Genomic DNA, 16,806 nt, shown 5'->3' with positions numbered 1-16,806 from the left:
GAAGATCAGCAAGTTGTTCGACGCTTCGCGAGAGTGCGTCCCTGCTGGGATTTCCCTATCGCCCGCCGGGGCTGCGGGAACACCGCTGAAGACAATCGTATACGGGCCATCGTATCGATCGTTGATCTTGGGTTAGTCGTTGAGGAGGTGAGCCATACACCATGAGTTGCCGCATCGCACGTGATGCGAAATTTCGGTGAGCCAAAGGGAGATACCTACCATGAAACGCCTTAGCACTATCCTGATTATCGCTCTTGTGGCGATGGTCGCCCTACAGGCGATTGCCCAAGATGCCGCCCCGCAAGCAGGGGGTACGCTGCGCGCAGCATGGGACGCTGAGTGGACAGGATTGGATCCACACATCGTTAGCACGGTTTCCAGTGCGCGCATCCTCGACAACGTGGTCGAGCCCCTCACCGCCTATGATGACAGTATGCGCCTTGGCCCGATGTTGGCCGAATCTTGGGTACAGTCTGAAGACGGCCTGACGTGGACGTTTACGCTGCGCCAAGATGTCACGTTCAGCAATGGTCGCGCCATGACCGCCGAAGACGTCAAGTGGTCGATGGATCGCATCATCGATCCGGCGACTGGCTCCGGCCGTGTCGCACAGGTTGGTGGCGCCGACGCCGTGTGGACGGTCATTGACGACTACACCGTATCGGTCACAACCTCGACACCGAACGCGATTCTTCCGAACTTGTTGGCGGCGTCCACGCAAGCTGTCGTCGCGCATGAAAGCGTCGGCGAAAACGGCCAGATCGTGGTCCCGATTGGAACCGGTCCGTTCATCATCGGCGACGTGCAAGGCACCACCAACATGACGCTGGTCAAGAATCCCAATTACTGGCAAGAAGGCCTGCCGCATCTCGACGAGGTGAACATCACGGTCATCTCCGAGGACGCCCCGCGTGAAGCCGCATTGGTCGGCGGCGAAGTCGATTGGCTGCTGTTCCTCGCCCCGCAGAGTGTCGAATCGCTCGAGGCCAGCGCGGATATCACCGTCGATTCGGTGCCCGGCCTGAACTACTTCTACATCGGCATCAACACCCTGCGTGAACCGCTTGACGACGTGCTCGTCCGTCAGGCCATCGCGTATGCCATCGACCGGCAGCAGTTGTGCGACGCCGGCTGGTTCGGTTTGTGCACGCCGGTCCAAGGCCCGACAGGTCCGAGCAGCCCGTGGTACTTCGATTACGCACCCTATACGCAAGATCTCGATATGGCCCGCAGCCTGCTCGAGCAAGCCGGCTATCCCGACGGCTTCGAGATGGAACTGCTGCCCACGTCAAGCTACCCGGACAGCGTTCGTCAGGCTCAGGTGCTGCAGCAGCAGCTCGCCGCGGTCGGAATTACCACGACCATCAACGCGCCGGAGTGGGCAGAGTGGCTTGAGCTGGAAGGCAGCGGCAACTATGACGGCTACATCTGCAGTTGGAACGGCCTGACCGACGCGAACGACTACTACTACCTGCAGCATCGCACGGGCGAGGTGTTCAACTTCACCGGCTACAGCAACCCGGATTTCGACGCGTTAGTGGACGAGGGCCGTTCCCTGAGCGACTTCGACGAGCGCTACGCCGTCTACGAGCAGGCGAACAAGATCCTCGTCGATGAAGCGCCGTACATCTACTTCTACAACAACTCCATCACGCGTGCCTACAAGTCCTACGTCCAGGGATACGTCACGCGGCCCGATGGAGCCAATTTCTGGCTAAACACGTGGCTGGATCAATAGCCGAAGAACATTCGATTGGTCCTGCGCCAATCCGATAGTTCGTTTGTCAGGGGCGCGGCACGCCGTGCCCCTGACCGCCCTATCCACTTCAACCGGACTCTGTCATGAACTTCGCTTATATCCTTCAACGGTTAGTCTTGGCGCTGATCGTCATCTTGGGCGTGACGTTCGTCGTCTTTATGATCGTGCAGATCGTCCCCGGCGACCCGGCGCGCGTCGTGCTTGGCCCATATGCCACCGACGAGAGTGTGCAGGCCATCCGCGAACGACTTGGCTTGAACCGTCCGTTCATGGAACGCTACTTGAGCTGGCTGTTCAATGTCATGCGAGGCGATATGGGCACAAGCCTGATCACGTCGCAGGCCGTCGGGCCACAGCTCATCCAGCGCCTCGGGCCGACGCTTGAGCTGGGCGGCGCGTCGCTGCTGCTGGGTCTGGCGATCGCGTTCCCGGTCGGCGTTATTTCGGCAATCAAGCCCGGAAGCCGGGTTGATGTCATTGCGTCGTTCATCAGCCAAATCGGCGTGTCGGTACCGTCGTTCTGGATGGGAATCCTGCTGGTGCTGCTGTTCTCGCTGACGCTGGGATGGCTGCCACCCAATGGGTACACACCCATGAGCAGAGACTTCGGCGATTGGCTCGCTCATCTCATCCTGCCCGCCGTCACCAACGGCATCGTGAGCGCCTCGATCCTCACGCGCTTTATTCGAAGTGCGATGCTGGATGTCATGAACGCCAACTTCATCCAAACCGCACGCGCCAAAGGCTTGCGCGAGCGCGTTGTCATCAACCGCCACGCGCTGCCCAATGCGCTGGTCAACATCGTCACCATCATCGGCCTGCAAATTACGGTGCTGTTCAGCGGTGTGGTGATTGTCGAGGTCGTGTTTGGCTGGCCGGGGTTGGGCCGTCTCGCGCTGGATGCCGTACTTGACCGCGACTACCCGCTGTTGCAAGGCGTCGTGCTGCTGGTGGCGGCGCTCGTCGCGGCGGTCAACTTGGCGGTCGACCTGCTGTATTTCTTGATCGACCCGCGCATCGAGTATGCGTAAGCAGAAGCGGAGATTCCAGTGACGACCCCAACCTCCGCCCCAATGAAGACCGGCGACGTCATCAAGATGGACAGCCCGCGTCCGTCCAGCCTGTGGCGCGACGCCTATCGCCGGCTGATCCGCCATCGGCTTGCCGTGTTCGGCGCCATCATCTTGGCGATTGTCATGGTCACGGCGATTTTCGGGCCGGCCATCGCGCCTTACTCACCTGAGACGATGGACTTCAGCGCACGCTTTGCGCCGCCCTCGACCAAGCACTTCCTTGGCACGGACGACTTCGGTCGCGATACGTTCAGCCGCATTATCTACGGTGCCCGCGTATCGGTCGTTGTCGGCATCATCGCTGTCGGAATTGCCGCTACGATTGGGTCGTTCCTCGGCCTGATCGCCGGGTACAGCAGCCGTTTGGCCGACGAGATCATCATGCGGTCGATGGATATTCTGTACTCGTTCCCCGCGATTCTGCTCGCTATCGCAATTCTCGCGGCGCTGGGGCGCGGCGTGGGAAACGCGATGGTCGCGATCGGCATCGTCTATATCCCGATCTTCGCGCGCATTACGCGCGGCGCAGTACTCGGCGTGCGCAACGAAGACTTCATCCTCGCCGCCGAAGCGTTGGGCGCAAGCCGGTCGCGCATCCTGTTTTCGCATATCCTGCCCAACGTGCTGTCGCCGATCATAGTCGAGACGACGCTCAGCCTCGCCTTCGCCATTCTTGCCGAAGCGGCACTGAGCTTCTTTGGGCTGGGGTCGCAGCCACCCGAAGCGAGCTGGGGCCGCATGTTGTCAGAAGGCCGCAGTTTCTTCCGTCAGTCGGCGTGGATGGGCATCTTTCCGGGCCTTGCTATCATGTTGACCGTGATGGGCTTCAACTTCCTCGGAGATGGCCTGCGCGATGCGCTCGATCCCCGGCTGCGGCGCTAGGACAATATGACCCAGCGACGTTTGAGCCTCGTACTGCTGTCCGGTGGCGGTCTAGTGCTGGAGATCTGCCTCACCCGACTGTTCTCCGCCGTCTACTATCCGCCATACGTTTTCACCGCGCTCGCGCTGGCAGTTCTCGGTATCGGATTGGGCGCCGCGGCAGCCACGCTGTGGCCCGCGCTGCGTGTTGAAACGCGTGTTCCATTGTGGATGGCGCTCGCGGGTCTGGCGGCAGCCACCGCGACAGTGGTGTTCGCGCTCGGTGCATCGTCCGGGCTGACGGCCGCGCTCGTCGCAATAACGACCGTGACCTATGGCTTCATCGGGCTTGCGCTCATCAGTCTGTTCGCCAGCCATCCGGCACACAGCCCACAGCTGTACACTGCCGACTTGTTGGGCGCAGGTCTTGGCGCAGTAGCCGCAATCCCACTCATGGATGCCATCGGCCCGCTCAACGGCGCGCTGGCAGCGGCGTTTGTCCTGACAGTTGCCGGCTACAATGCACAACGCGGCACTCGACCACTTGTTGAGACAGGCGCAGTCCTGATCGCATTTGCGGCGCTGGCCAGCAGCGTCACGTTCGGGTGGCTCCGCGTCGACTATGCGACACTTGCCACGGACAAGCCGGCTTCCGACGCGCTCGCCAACGGCGGGGTCACGCTTGAAAGCATGTGGGACTCATTTGCCCGTACTGACCTCATCCGGCCTGCCGGCGCGCTTCCCCTGCAGCTCTACGTGGACGGCGCGGCAGGTTCGGTGATGCCAGCGGGCGACGATGTCGACCTCGTGCGAAACGACATCGGCTTTTTCGCGTTTGCCGTTACCAACCCGCATTCCGTAATGGCGATCGGCCCCGGTGGCGGATTAGACGTCTGGTTCGCGCTGCGCAGCGGTGCAGAAGACATCGTCGCCGTCGAAGTCAACCCGGCCAGCGTCGTGCTCGTCCGGGACAATGCCGCCTACAACGGCGGACTCTACGACACGCCCGGCGTGCGCGTGCTGGTGGACGAAGGACGAAGCGTGCTGCGCCGGGAGGATCGCCGGTACGACTTGATCTCGCTTTCGCAGGTGGTCACGCTTGCCGCCGAGCTGAACGGCTATGCCCTCACCGAGAACACGGTCTACACGATCGAAGCGTTTCACGATTACTTCGATCACCTGACGGACGACGGCGTGATCGCTTTCAAGCTATACGACGAGATCACGCTGACTCGCGCGCTCTCAACGGCCCTCGCGACCCTGCGCGAAGACGGACTCTCCGACGCCGACGCCATCCGGCACACCGCCGTCTTCCTTGACCCGAGCGCCAACCCGCCTATTCCGCTGCTGCTCGTCCGGCGTTCGGCATTTACACGCGCAGATTCGGCCGTGCAGGCTGCACTAGCGCGCGATCTGGGCTACGTCCCGCTTTACTTGGCGGATGCACTCGCCCAGCCGCCGCTGGATGCCGTAGAAGCAGGCACCGAAACCTTTGATGCCATCATCGCGCGCTCGCCGCGGGACATCTCGCCGCCGACTGACGACCGCCCGTTCTTCTTCCACTTCGACCGCGGCCTTCCATCCGAGTTGTCCCGCATGTCCGGGCTTCTCGCCGGCGTGGTCGTTGTGGGTGGAATGGCGCTGGTGTTCGGTCAGCGTCGACTCCAGCCACGATCCGCACGCGGACTACCGTTGTATTTCGCCGCGCTGGGGGTTGGCTTCATCGCCGTCGAGATTGCACTGATTCAGCAGACACGCCTGTTTCTCGGTCATCCGACACTGGCGATCACAACCGTACTGACCACGCTCCTCGTCGGCGGAGGGATCGGGAGTCTAATCGGGGGGCGGTGGGTTCAACGGCCTGTCGTATGGATCGGGTTGGCCGTCGCGGCCTACGTGATGCTGTGGATCGTGGTATGGCCCGCCCTGAGCGACAGTCTGCGCGCGACTCCTGTCGCCGTCCGGGTGGGGGCGGTAGTGATTGGACTGCTGCCGCTTGGGCTGGTGATGGGCATGCCGTTTCCGCTTGGTCTGCGTGCTGGTGGAGCAATCGGCCGCGGGCAGGTGGCGCTGGCGTGGGCCGTCAATGGCGTTATGACCGTAGTCGGCACGGTCGGTTCGGTCGCGGTAGCGATCCTCGCTGGGTTCAGCGCCGTGCTGATTATCGGCGTGATGTGCTATCTGCTGGTTGCGCTGCTGACGATCTTGGCCTTCCGCCACCCCAGGCGATGACCAATCGATCGGGCGGTGGTCAAGGCCCTTCACTCCGACTGCCGCATGCACGGTTCGTCGCCTAACGCGCAAACTGTGGCGGGGGCGCGAGCCCGAAATGGTCGTCGCGTCCTCGTACCGGCGGCGGTATCATCTGACGTTGCGAACAACACACAAACCCACACGACCACGCGAGGAGCGACACGCATGACCCACAAAATGCACTGGACGGCGCAGAAAATCGCGCGGCGGATCGAGCTGATCGCTCCGCTGGTCTATCGCAAACGTGAACCGCTGTCGCCGTTTCGCTATACGCCCCTTGATGGCCCGCTTGCGCCGCCTCCCATCGACGAAGACGACTCGGGCTGGGAGGTGATCGCGCCGAACACACACTGGGGCACCCGCTGCACCGACTTCGTCATGCGGTCCTCGTTCCGCGTGCCGGGCGATTGGGACGCACGTGCACCGATTGCGCTGCACCTGCCGATCGGCAATGCCCACGAATTCGAGCATCCCGAGGCGCTGGTGTACGTCGATGGCAAGCCGCTTGCGGCGCGCGATCGTGGACACGAAGAAGTGCGGCTGCCCAATACGCTGCCCAATACGCTGCGCGACGGCACGCTGCATCGGGTCGCACTGCATGGCTGGACCGGCATCGGCCCGCTCAACGCACAAGAGCCTTATACCCGGCTGTTCATGGGCGAGTGCGCGCTCGTCCAGATCGACCTGCCGACCCGCGAACTGCATACCCTCGCCTATCTCGTCCTCGAGGTCGTGGGCCAGCTTCACGAAAATGACCCCGTGCACAGCCTGCTGCTCAACGCGCTGGACGACGCCTTCGTGACGCTCGACACGCGCGACCCGCTCGGTACCGACGCGTTTTACGACAGCGTCCCCGCAGCCCTCGATGCGCTGCGTAAGGGCCTCGCGACGGCCGGCAGCCCGATGAACGTCGATCTGGTGGCGACCGGTCACGCCCACATCGATGTCGCGTGGTTGTGGACACTCGGCCAGACCGTGCGGAAAACGGGCCGTACCTTCAGCACGGCGCTGCACCTGATGGATCAATACCCCAACTACACCTTCTCGCAGAGCCAACCGCAGCTCTACCGTTACGCCGAACTGCACTACCCGGAGCTGTTCGAACGGATCAAGGCGCGTGTGGCGGAAGGGCGCTGGGAGATCATGGGCGGCACGTGGGTCGAGCCCGACTGCAACGCCATCGGCGCCGAGTCGCTGGCGCGCCAGTTCGTGCTCGGCCGGTCGTACTTCCGCACGCATTTCGGCGACGTGGACGCACCGGTGTTGTGGCTGCCGGACACGTTCGGCTACAGTTGGGCGCTGCCGCAGCTTATCAAGCAGGCCGGCCTCGAGTACTTCGTCACCCACAAGATGAGCTGGAACCAGTACAACCCCATGCCGCATCAGGTGTTCTGGTGGCAAGGGCTGGACGGCACGCGCGTCCTGACCTACTTCCTGACCACACCGGGCACATCACGCGATCTGCCGCACGCCACGACTTATAACGGGGTCGTCACCGCGGCTGAGGTGTTCGGGACATGGGACGTGTTCCGGCAGAAAGAACTCACGAACGAGCTGCTGATGCCGTTCGGCCTCGGTGACGGCGGCGGCGGTCCGGCCCGCGACATGATCGAGAACATCGGCTTTTTGGGCGAGCTGGCCGGCGCGCCGCGCGTGCGCCACGGAACTGTCGGCGATTTCCTCGACCGGCTGAACCAAACCGTCGATGACAGCCTGCCAGTCTGGAACGGCGAGTTGTACCTCGAGTACCACCGTGGCACGCTTACCAGTCAAAGCCGGAACAAGCGCAACAACCGCAAAGGCGAGGTGCTTCTGCATGACGCCGAATTCCTCGCGGCGTATGCGACCCTTGCGACCGGCGCCGCGTACCCGCGCGAATCGTTGGTGCAAGCGTGGGAAGTGCTGTGCCTGAATCAGTTCCACGACATCCTGCCTGGCTCGTCGATCCATGCTGTCTACGTCGACAGTGATGTCGACTACGCGAAGATCTTCGACTTGGGCAAGTCCGTGCGCGAGTCGGCACTCAGCGCATTGGCTCAGGCTGTACCGGCGGGGACCAGCGTGCTGGTCGCCAATACGACGTCGTTTGGCGGGCGGCGGGTCGGATTGCTGGCCGATTCGCTCGCCGCCGACGTCACGCTTGCCGGTCCGGATGGCACCGCGCTCGCCACGCAAGCGGTCGCGGATGGTACACTGATCGAGATTCCCGACATCAAGCCGTACAGCGTGATGCCGCTGGTCGAGATCATGGGACGGGTCGACGGGCTTGCCGGCCGTGCCGCCACCGCCGTTCAGGACCACAACCGGATCGTGCTCGAAAACGCCGTGCTGCGCGTCGAGATCGACGCGACAGGCGAGGTCAGCCGCGTATACGACAAGCAGAACCATCGTGAGGTGCTCCCGAGCGGCGCAAAAGCCAACGCGCTGCTGGCGTTCGAGGACCGCCCGCTCAATTTCGACGCGTGGGATGTCGATATCTTCTACGAGGACCGCGTCGAGCCGGTCGACGGGTTGGAAAGCATCGCCATCTCCGAAACCGGACCGCTGCGCGCTGCCGTGCAGATCAAGCGCCGCTACCGCAGCAGCGCCATCGTCCAGACCGTGTATCTGTGCGCCGACAGCCGCCGCATCGACTTCGACACGTGGATCGACTGGCACGAGCAGCATACGCTGCTCAAAGTCGCCTTCCCGGTCGACGTGCTCAGCCCGGTCGCCACGTTCGACGTGCAATGGGGCAATGTGCAGCGTCCGACGCATCGCAATACGCCGTGGGACATCGCCCGCTTCGAAAGCTGCGCGCACAAGTGGATCGACCTGAGCGAAGGCAACTACGGCGTGGCGCTGTTGAACGACTGCAAGTACGGGCACGACGTCCTGCACAACGTGATGCGGCTGACGCTGCTGAAGAGCGCCACGTCACCCGACCCGAGCGCCGACCAAGGCGAACATCGGATGACCTACAGCCTACTGCCGCATGCCGGGGACTGGCGCGCCGAGGTCGTGCCGCAGGCCTACGACCTCAACATGCCGCTGCTGGTGCGCCGCGTTGAGTCATCCGGCGCGGGGTCTCAGCCGACTGCTCCGTTGGTGTCGGTCGATGCCGATAACGTCGTCATCGAAACGGTCAAGCTGGCCGAGGACGGAAACGGGTTGATCGTGCGGCTGTACGAGAATCAGCGCAATCGCGGCACCGTCACGCTCACGGCCGGGTTCACGATTGCCGAAGCGGCGATCTGTAACCTGCTCGAAGAAGACCAGACACGCCTTGCGCCGGAGGGCAGTCGCGTCCAGTTCGCGATCACACCGTACCAGATCGTCACGCTGCGGCTGGTTCCGGCGTAGGCACACGCGGCATCACGGCTTGACGACGACCTTGAGGACGGTGTCGCGTTCGTCGCGCATCAACCGAACCGCTTCGCCGAGTTGGTCAAGCGGCAGCACATGCGAGATGAACAGCTCGCCGTCGACGTGCCGATCGCGCAGGAGTTGCAGCGCGGTCGGGAAGTACAGCGCTGGCGCGGCGTGGGAAGCGCGCAGTTGCAGCTTCTTAAAATGAAAGTCGTTGGCGTTGAACGTGATGTCGCCGTCGGGCCAGTTAATCCCGATGAAGCTGATGACTCCGCCGTAGCGCATGTGTTGCATCACCGCTGGCAGCAGCTTCGGGTCGGCGGTCACCAACGCGCGGTCGACGCCGCCTTTGCGAAATTGCAGCGCGTCAAACGGCGTATCCCCGGTGAGCAGCACCTCGTGTGCGCCGGCTTGCAGCGCGACTTCGGCGCGCCGTCCGCCCGAGCGATTCACGGCATACAGGCGCGCCGCGCCATGCATCCGCGCCACGGGAATCGCCATCAGCCCGATAGCGCCTAGACCAACCAGCATCACCTCATGGCCGAGCCGGATGTCTGCCGCGTAGACCATATCGATCGCGACACCGAGCGGTTCGCTCAGGCAGGCCACCTCCGGCGATAGCCCGTCATAGCTCACGAGCGACTGTTTATGGGCCAGTACATAGTCGGCAAAGCCCATCGTGCCAGTCTTCTCGTGAACGAAGATGTTCGGCGCGCTGTTGTCGAGGTCGACGCGCCCGTCGCGGCTCAGGTCGCTGAACGGGTCGAACGATCCGCTTTCGAGAACGACGCGATCGCCTTCCTTGACGTTGTGCACGCCCGGTCCGGCCGCGGCGACGATCCCCGCGACCTCATGGCCGAACGACTGCCATGCTCTGGCTTCGGTGCGGGCGAAGTGCATATCGGTGCCGCACAGCCCGCACGCCTCGACCTTGATGAGCGCCCAGTCCTCCTTCACGGTGGGCGTCTCAACCTCGCGGACTTCGATCTGATATGGGGCTTTGACGAATCCGGCCCGCATCGTCTTGTGAATCATCATGCGTCTCCTTGCAGGTACTGGTCACGGCGGCGCGCAACCGCAACCATTTCACGACAGATGATACGGCGAACCGGGCCAATCGTCACTTTCTGCCGGTATGCGAGGACCCATAGAATGAGAGGCATGTCGTTGTCCGTTGACAGCAAGGCCAAGGCGATGCTTCTCGCTACCCTCGACACCCTCATTGAGCAGACCACCGCGCTGCACAATCATCTGTGCCCCCGGCAAGTGCTGGGTATTCGCATGGGGATGCTTGCCGCGCACCTGCTCGACCTCGACCTGCCGCAGTCCGACAAGCGGCTGTATACCTTCGTGGAAACCGACGGGTGTTTCGCCGATGGCGTGTCGGTTGCGACGGGATGCTGGCTGGGGCATCGCACGATGCGGTTGATGGACTTTGGCAAGGTCGCCGCGACATTCGTCGACTCGCGAACCGGACTTGCCTACCGCGTGAACGTGCATCCCAATTAGCCGGCCCGGCGTGCGCGTGACGTGCGACTCATGCGGCGAAGAGATTCTCAACGAACGCGAACTCATCGTGGACGGTCGAACGCTGTGCCGCAGTTGTGCCGGTGAGTCCTACGTCGACATCATTGTTGAGGACCACGCGCCAGTTCCTGTGCGATAGCATCAAGTTCAGCAGGCGTGTTGGCGTTGGCGAACGATCGCAGTTCGGGGTCGTATTGGCGCAATTCGTCCTCATGGACGACACGAGACGCGACCTGCTCCGCCAGAGCGCCGATTCGCATCGATCCGCGCTTGATCATCGACTCGATCACAGGCAGGCAGCGTCGGCTGTACACGGCGTGCAGCGGTTCGAGGTAGCCCCCAACCCGTGGAATGACGAGCTCGGCCGTATTCGTCAAGCCAACCAGATAGCCGAGCAGCGCCGGGTTCACCAACGGCATGTCACACGCGAGGCACAGCGTGTGCGGCGTCTGGCTGTGAGTCAGCGCGCTGTGTACGCCGACCAGCGACCCGCGCTGGCTCAACACATCGCCGACGACCGGTACGCCGAACACGCCGTAGGCCGTCGTATCATTGCTGACGAGTAGGACGGGGTATCCCAACGGCAGGATCCGGTCCAACACATGCTGGATCATGGGCGTGCCGTGCAGCGCAGCCAACCCCTTGTCGAAGCCCATCCGCCGCGCCTGCCCGCCGCACAAGACCGCTATCGTCACCGAAGCCACACGTGATTACCTCTCGCGCCGTCTGTATCTATTTTGCACGCAACTACCGGCCTTGAGCGCGCGCGTGCCCTTGTTTGTGACACAGTTCACATGCGACGTGTGACATGCCGCACTCATGGAGACGGCGTGTCCTCCGTATACTTTGCGGTGTGGCTTGTTGCCGGGGAAAACAAGCGGCGGATCTTTGACCCGCGCCACTTAACAACACGATGAAGTGCGTCCGATACCCTGCAATCATGTCGCGACTCACACAGGCGCCCTAAGCGCAGCGGAGCATCAGATGCACTAACGTCATTCACTGATCTCGCTTTTTAGGAGATGCACTTCATGGTTTACAAACGATTTCGCGTTGCGACCGGCGCCATCGGGCTGATGTGCCTATGCGTCGGTGTCGTCCTGCTGGCGGCGACTCCGTCGCTCTACGTCAGCGCCCAATGCGGCACGCAAGCCTCATCCTGCTTGGCCTGCCACGAGACACAAGGCCAAGACCCGGTCAACGCGGATGGAACTGGCTGGCACGAGTCGCACGCGTTTGGCGACTTCTGCTACATCTGTCATGCGGGCAACCAGCAGTCGATGGTCAAGGAAGAAGCCCATACCGGGCTTGTTCCGCCCATGGAAGACGTCGCCGCATCGTGCCAGATGTGCCACGCCTCCGACCTCGAGGCGCGCGCAGCCGTTTACAACACCATCCTCGCGTCGAGCACCGGCGGCGGCACCGACACTCAGCCCGCCGCGGAAAACGACAGCGCGGACTCGTTTTGGGGCAATGAAGCAGCGCAACCCACCGCGGAATCCGCGGATGCATTCTGGGGCGGGGGTTCAGAAGCTGCCGCGCCCACCGCAGCACCGACCACCGCACCGGCAGCGCCTGCGCCTACGGCCGCACCCGCCGCCGTCGAAGAGCAGGAGGAATGCCCCGTTCCGGTCAATCAACTGATCGTGGACGACGCAAGCGATTAACTACGTGCAGCGCTACGAGCAGATCGTGCAAGGTGCTTCCCGCAGCTTCAAACAGTTTTGTCGCCGGGTTGGTGATCGGCCTCGCGGTCGTCGGCGGTGGGTCGCTGCTAGCGTTTGGGACGATGCGTCAGCGCATGAGCCGCACGCGCCTCGTCAAGCCCGACGGCGAATACCCGGAAGACGTTGTCGAACTGCTGCCTGCACTGACCAACCTCGACGCTTCGAGCCGCAAATCGTTGGCCGGCATCCTCGCCAACCCGGGCAAGGCTCGCAAGGCAATCGATCTGATCGACACGCTCGCGCCCGACTCCGGCACCCCGTCCGATCAACCGGAGGAGCCGACTCGTGAATAGCCATCTGTCGAGACGTACGTTCCTGAAGCTGGCCGCAACCGGTTCGGCCGCGCTTGCGGTGGGCGAACTGCTGCCACCCGCCGTCGCACAGGCCGCTCGCGCGGCCGGCATGATCAATGCACGGGGAAATGGCTTCGTCCACAGCATGTGCGAGATGTGCGTGTGGCGCTGCGGCCTGATCGCCAAGGTACGCAACGGCCGTGTCGTCAAGTTGGACGGCAACCCCGATCACCCGCATTCGCGCGGTAACCTGTGTGTGCGCGGTCAATCCGGTGTGATGACGACCTATGACCCCGACCGCGTGCTGACCCCGTTGATCCGTACCGGCCAGCGCGGCGAAGGGCAGTTCCGCGAAGCGTCGTGGGACGAGGCGCTCGACCTCGTTGCCGAGCGCATGCTGTACATCAAGCGCAACTACGGCCCCGAGGCGATGGTGTTCTCCTCAACCCACAGCTTGAGCCAGCTGCAGTTCGAAAATCTGCTCTACGGATCTGTTCGCCGAATTACGGGACGCAGCGCAGCCTGTGCTTCAACGCGATGATTGTTGCCAACCTGATGACGTACGGCATGGAAGAGCCGGAGCGCATCTACGACGAGAACCTGCAGTACATCCTGCTCACAGGACGCAACTTGTTCGAGGCGGTGTCGACCTCGGAGACCGGCGAACTGAGCGATGCGATCGCGCGCGGGGCAAAGGTCGTGTACCTCGACCCGCGCTTCACCAAGACGGCGGCGAAGGCCGCCGAATGGCTGCCGATCAAGCCGGGAACCGATCTCGCCTTCCATCTCGCCGTGCTCAATTGCATCATCGCGGACGGCGCATACGATGCGCAGTTCGTCGCCGACCACACGATCGGTTTCAGCGAACTGGCGGCAGAGGTCGAGTCGTTTACACCCGAATGGGCCGCGCCAATTACGGAGATCCCTGCCGAAACCATCCGCCGGATCGCCCGTGAGTTCGCGGCGGCGGCCCCGCATGCGCTGGCGCACAACGGATGGCGCACGTCGAACTTCGTCAACTCGTTCCAGACTCAGCGCGCCATTTCTATCCTGAATGCGCTGGTTGGGAACTGGAATGTGCACATGAAGGCGAGCAGCGGCGAGCACAGCGGCGCGCTTGGCCGTCCACCCCAGCCGCCGTATCCGCGCATGTCTGCGCTGCGGCTCGACGGCGTGCCGTACAAGTACCCGGTCGTACCGCTCAAGATCGGTGTGTTCCAGGAACTGCGCGACAACATCTTGACGGGACAGCCATATCAGGCGCGCGGGTGGTTCGTCTCGCGCCAGAACCCGGTGATGTCGCTGCCGGATCGCGGCAAGACGCTGGAAGCCATATCGCGCATGGAGTTCATCGCGACTGTCGATATCTCGCTCAATGATACGGCGTGGTACTCCGACGTAGTGCTGCCTGAGTCGTCGTACTCGAGCGCTACGACCCCTGCTGCCGATGGGCGATCGGGTGTTCATCCGCCAACCGGTCATCGAGCCGCAAGGCGACACGCTCTCGGCGCTGTGGATCTACAAACAGCTTGGCGAACGGCTGGGCCTCGGTGACTACTTCCAGTACGACGATGAAGAGGATTACCTCCGCCAGCAGCTGGCCCCGCTTGGCATATCACTCGAGGACGTGCGCCAGCGTGGTTATGCGGAACTTCCGCACGCCGAGGCCAGTGAACCGCAGTTCGCGTGGAACACGCCCAGCGGCAAGATCGAGCTGCACTCCCAGACGTTGGCGCGGGTCGGGTTCGCCGGCGTACCGACCTGGGAACCCCCGCCCGAGCCGCCGACCGGTCAGTTCTATCTGCTGACCGGCAAGGTCGCGCAGGCGACGCAGTTCGCCACACAGAACAATCTGCTGCTGGACAAGTACGCGGACGAGCCGCGCCTGTGGCTGAGTTCGCGCGTCGCAGAAGGTCGCGGCCTGCGCGATGGCGATTGGGTCGAGGTCACCAGCGCAGTTGGTCAAGTTAACATCCGCATACTGGCGACCCCCGGTATCCGCGACGACTGCGTGTACCTCACGCCGGGCTACGGCCACCTATCGAAGGCGCTGACGACCGCCTACGGGGTCGGCGCGAGCGATTCGGCGCTGCACGTCACGTATACCGATCCGGTCAGCGGCGGGCAGGCGCTCAGTCAAACGTTCGTAACGGTGAGAAAGGTCTAGGCTCATGGCACACAACGCCAATCCCAATGCCGGTACTGCATGTATGCGTGCCCGTTCAACGTCCCGAAGTACGAGTGGAAGGAAGTTCTGCCGCTGGTCGTGAAGTGCGACATGTGCGCCGAGCGGCTGGCGGAGGGGCAGCAGCCCGCCTGCGCGCAGACCTGCCCGACCGGCGCCATCGAGTTCGGGCGCTACGACGACATGCTTGCCAAGGCCCAGCAGAAGATTCGCGACAACCCCGGCAAGTACGTCCCGCACATCTACGGCGAGACGGAAAACGGGGGTACCGCCACGCTGTACATCTCGCCCGTGCCGTTCGAGGAGCTCGGCTTCCCAGCGGCCATGCCGACGTCAACGGCGTTCGCTAACCGGCTTGTGACCGAGGGGACGCCGCTGGTCGCCGGCATGATGCTGGTCGGCCTGTCGGGCGCCTACTTGACGATCAAACGCCTCAAGGAAGAGGCCAAGGCCGACGGGCACGATGACGACGAGTCGCACGCGCCCACGGAGCACGCAGACGAGGAGCAGGCATCATGATCCAGAAGGTGCTCAGCGAACTTCGTAAACTCCCACTGGTCCTCCACGTCCTTGCGGGCATCGCCCTGCTGGGCATCGTGCTCGGCGTTTACCGTATGATTGTCGGGCTCCGGTCCCACGACGAACCTGAGCGATCCGTTCCCGTGGGGCATCTGGATCAGCTTCGACCTTGGCCGTAGTCGCGTTGTCTGGCGGGGCGTTCACCCTCGCCGCGTTGGTCTACGTCCTGCAGCTCGAACGCCTGCACGCAGCGGTACGGCCTACCGTGCTTGCCGGCCTGCTCGGCTACAGCTCGGTGCTGCTGATCCTGCTGTTCGATCTCGGCCGGTGGGACAAGTTCTACAACGTGTTCCTGCGGCCTAATTTCAGCCTCGGCGCTGCTCGAAGTGAGCTGGTGTATCGCGGCATATTCGACCATCCTGATCTATGAGTTCAGCCCTGTGCTGCTGCAGAACACGCGCCTGCGCGGCTTGCTTCCGCTGATCAAGCGCTTCACCGTGCCGATCGTGATCGTCGGCGTCACGTTATCGACCATGCACCAATCGTCACTGGGCACGCTGTTCGTCATCATGTCGCCCCGCGTCGACCCGCTGTGGTACTCGATGCTGCTGCCGGTCTTCTTCCTCGTCAGCTCGCTGGCGGCGGGCATCAGTATGGTTATCGCCGGCGCAACGGCCAGCTATTGGCTGTTCGGGCGGAGCCTCAGCAAGCGCACGCTGTCCACCCTGGGTTGGTTCGTGCCGTGGATCCTCGGCTTCTACCTTGTGCTGAAGTTCGGTGAGCTGATCATCGCCAACGAATTCCACCTGCCCTTTGGAAGGCGAGCCTGAACAATGTGCTGTTCTGGCTGGAACTGATCGTCGGGGCAGTCATTCCGATCATCCTCTTCTCGCTCAAACAGGTGCGGTCAAGCCGCGCGCGGCGTCGCTGTTCGGCGCGCTGCTGGTGATGGGCGGCGTGATCCTTAACCGGTTCAACGTGACGTGGTTCGTCGTGAGCCCGGTCGACGGCGAGGTCTACGTGCCGCACTGGATGGAAGTCGTGATCCTGGCCGGGGTCGTCGCCGGGATCGTGCTGGTCTACAGTCTGATCGCGCGCTACTTCCCCGTATACGAGGAAACCGTTCGCGTCAAGCGTCCCATAGGGCAAGCTCGACTCCGGCGAAGGCGTCTCACGCGGCCCCGCAGGGCGAGGCCGGCGACCACCGCGGACACGCAGCCCATGGATGGGGTGTGCGCCGTAATCGTACCGGAATCATGAT

At 63.1% G+C, this 16,806-nt stretch carries 14 protein-coding genes and 2 pseudogenes; 14 read left to right on the top strand and 2 right to left on the bottom strand.

The window, feature by feature from the left end; genetic code table 11:
- Nucleotides 1-220: 220 nt before the first annotated feature.
- From IPM16_00965 to IPM16_00945, 5 genes are all read left to right on the top strand, one after another.
- A complete protein-coding gene (locus IPM16_00965) occupies nt 221-1,738 on the top strand; it encodes an ABC transporter substrate-binding protein (GenBank protein MBK9121678.1) in 1,518 nt (505 codons plus the stop codon).
- Between the two features lie 104 nt (nt 1,739-1,842).
- Nucleotides 1,843-2,790 (top strand): ABC transporter permease, encoded by a 948-nt coding sequence (locus IPM16_00960; protein ID MBK9121677.1) that lies wholly within the window; start codon nt 1,843-1,845, stop codon nt 2,788-2,790.
- 42 nt (nt 2,791-2,832) lie between these two features.
- The gene (locus tag IPM16_00955) at nt 2,833-3,714 is read left to right on the top strand and encodes an ABC transporter permease (protein MBK9121676.1); all 882 of its coding nucleotides are present in this window, start codon (nt 2,833-2,835) and stop codon (nt 3,712-3,714) included.
- Nucleotides 3,715-3,720: 6 nt separating this feature from the next.
- The gene (locus IPM16_00950) at nt 3,721-5,925 is read left to right on the top strand and encodes a hypothetical protein (protein MBK9121675.1); all 2,205 of its coding nucleotides are present in this window, start codon (nt 3,721-3,723) and stop codon (nt 5,923-5,925) included.
- 186 nt (nt 5,926-6,111) lie between these two features.
- On the top strand, nt 6,112-9,288 hold the full coding sequence (locus tag IPM16_00945) for an alpha-mannosidase (protein ID MBK9121674.1): 3,177 nt from the start codon (nt 6,112-6,114) through the stop codon (nt 9,286-9,288).
- Nucleotides 9,289-9,300: 12 nt separating this feature from the next.
- Here IPM16_00945 and IPM16_00940 read toward each other — a convergent pair whose 3' ends face one another.
- Nucleotides 9,301-10,332: an alcohol dehydrogenase catalytic domain-containing protein gene (locus IPM16_00940; GenBank protein MBK9121673.1), complete on the bottom strand. Its 1,032-nt coding sequence runs from the start codon at nt 10,330-10,332 to the stop codon at nt 9,301-9,303.
- Nucleotides 10,333-10,455: 123 nt separating this feature from the next.
- Here IPM16_00940 and IPM16_00935 point away from each other — a divergent pair.
- A pseudogene (locus tag IPM16_00935) lies at nt 10,456-10,960 on the top strand (TraR/DksA C4-type zinc finger protein).
- Here IPM16_00935 and IPM16_00930 read toward each other — a convergent pair.
- Nucleotides 10,923-11,525 (bottom strand): molybdenum cofactor guanylyltransferase, encoded by a 603-nt coding sequence (locus tag IPM16_00930; GenBank protein MBK9121672.1) that lies wholly within the window; start codon nt 11,523-11,525, stop codon nt 10,923-10,925. The pseudogene IPM16_00935 and the gene IPM16_00930 overlap by 38 nt on opposite strands.
- Before the next feature lie 327 nt (nt 11,526-11,852).
- Between IPM16_00930 and IPM16_00925 the strand changes: the two genes are divergently transcribed.
- The 8 genes and pseudogenes from IPM16_00925 (at nt 11,853) to IPM16_00890 (ending at nt 16,805) form a co-directional block, all read left to right on the top strand.
- Nucleotides 11,853-12,488, top strand: a complete 636-nt coding sequence (locus IPM16_00925; protein MBK9121671.1) for a hypothetical protein — start codon at nt 11,853-11,855, stop codon at nt 12,486-12,488.
- Nucleotides 12,489-12,520: 32 nt separating this feature from the next.
- Nucleotides 12,521-12,841, top strand: coding sequence for a hypothetical protein (locus IPM16_00920; protein MBK9121670.1), 321 nt, complete (start codon nt 12,521-12,523; stop codon nt 12,839-12,841).
- Nucleotides 12,834-15,008, top strand: a pseudogene (locus IPM16_00915) (molybdopterin-dependent oxidoreductase). The gene IPM16_00920 and the pseudogene IPM16_00915 overlap by 8 nt, the downstream one beginning before the upstream one ends.
- A gap of 39 nt (nt 15,009-15,047) precedes the next feature.
- Nucleotides 15,048-15,545 carry a hypothetical protein gene (locus IPM16_00910; protein MBK9121669.1) on the top strand — a complete coding sequence of 166 codons (498 nt, stop codon included), beginning with the start codon at nt 15,048-15,050 and terminating at the stop codon, nt 15,543-15,545.
- Nucleotides 15,542-15,724 carry a hypothetical protein gene (locus IPM16_00905; GenBank protein ID MBK9121668.1) on the top strand — a complete coding sequence of 61 codons (183 nt, stop codon included), beginning with the start codon at nt 15,542-15,544 and terminating at the stop codon, nt 15,722-15,724. The genes IPM16_00910 and IPM16_00905 overlap by 4 nt, the downstream gene beginning before the upstream one ends.
- Entirely contained in the window at nt 15,715-15,975 is a 261-nt protein-coding gene (gene nrfD / locus IPM16_00900; GenBank protein ID MBK9121667.1) for a polysulfide reductase NrfD, read from the top strand. The genes IPM16_00905 and nrfD (IPM16_00900) overlap by 10 nt, the downstream gene beginning before the upstream one ends.
- Nucleotides 15,932-16,375 carry a polysulfide reductase NrfD gene (gene nrfD / locus IPM16_00895; protein MBK9121666.1) on the top strand — a complete coding sequence of 148 codons (444 nt, stop codon included), beginning with the start codon at nt 15,932-15,934 and terminating at the stop codon, nt 16,373-16,375. Before nrfD (IPM16_00900) ends, nrfD (IPM16_00895) begins: the two co-directional genes overlap by 44 nt.
- Nucleotides 16,359-16,805, top strand: a complete 447-nt coding sequence (locus tag IPM16_00890) for a hypothetical protein (protein ID MBK9121665.1) — start codon at nt 16,359-16,361, stop codon at nt 16,803-16,805. The genes nrfD (IPM16_00895) and IPM16_00890 overlap by 17 nt, the downstream gene beginning before the upstream one ends.
- The last annotated feature ends 1 nt before the right edge of the window (nt 16,806 follow it).

Source organism: Candidatus Flexicrinis affinis, assembly GCA_016716525.1.
Classification (GTDB): domain Bacteria; phylum Chloroflexota; class Anaerolineae; order Aggregatilineales; family Phototrophicaceae; genus Flexicrinis; species Flexicrinis affinis.
Note: the sequence above shows the minus strand (reverse complement) of the source record. Positions and strands in the feature narration are given on the sequence as shown.

Bases quoted from the DNA above. Each gene is read 5' to 3' on its own strand.
- IPM16_00910 (MBK9121669.1), top strand. From the start codon at position 15,048: ATGTATGCGTGCCCGTTCAACGTCCCGAAGTACGAGTGGAAGGAAGTT.
- IPM16_00905 (MBK9121668.1), top strand. From the start codon at position 15,542: ATGATCCAGAAGGTGCTCAGCGAACTTCGTAAACTCCCACTGGTCCTC.
- IPM16_00950 (MBK9121675.1), top strand. From the start codon at position 3,721: ATGACCCAGCGACGTTTGAGCCTCGTACTGCTGTCCGGTGGCGGTCTA.
- IPM16_00965 (MBK9121678.1), top strand. From the start codon at position 221: ATGAAACGCCTTAGCACTATCCTGATTATCGCTCTTGTGGCGATGGTC.
- IPM16_00955 (MBK9121676.1), top strand. From the start codon at position 2,833: ATGAAGACCGGCGACGTCATCAAGATGGACAGCCCGCGTCCGTCCAGC.
- IPM16_00940 (MBK9121673.1), bottom strand. From the start codon at position 10,332: ATGATGATTCACAAGACGATGCGGGCCGGATTCGTCAAAGCCCCATAT.
- IPM16_00945 (MBK9121674.1), top strand. From the start codon at position 6,112: ATGACCCACAAAATGCACTGGACGGCGCAGAAAATCGCGCGGCGGATC.
- IPM16_00925 (MBK9121671.1), top strand. From the start codon at position 11,853: ATGGTTTACAAACGATTTCGCGTTGCGACCGGCGCCATCGGGCTGATG.
- IPM16_00960 (MBK9121677.1), top strand. From the start codon at position 1,843: ATGAACTTCGCTTATATCCTTCAACGGTTAGTCTTGGCGCTGATCGTC.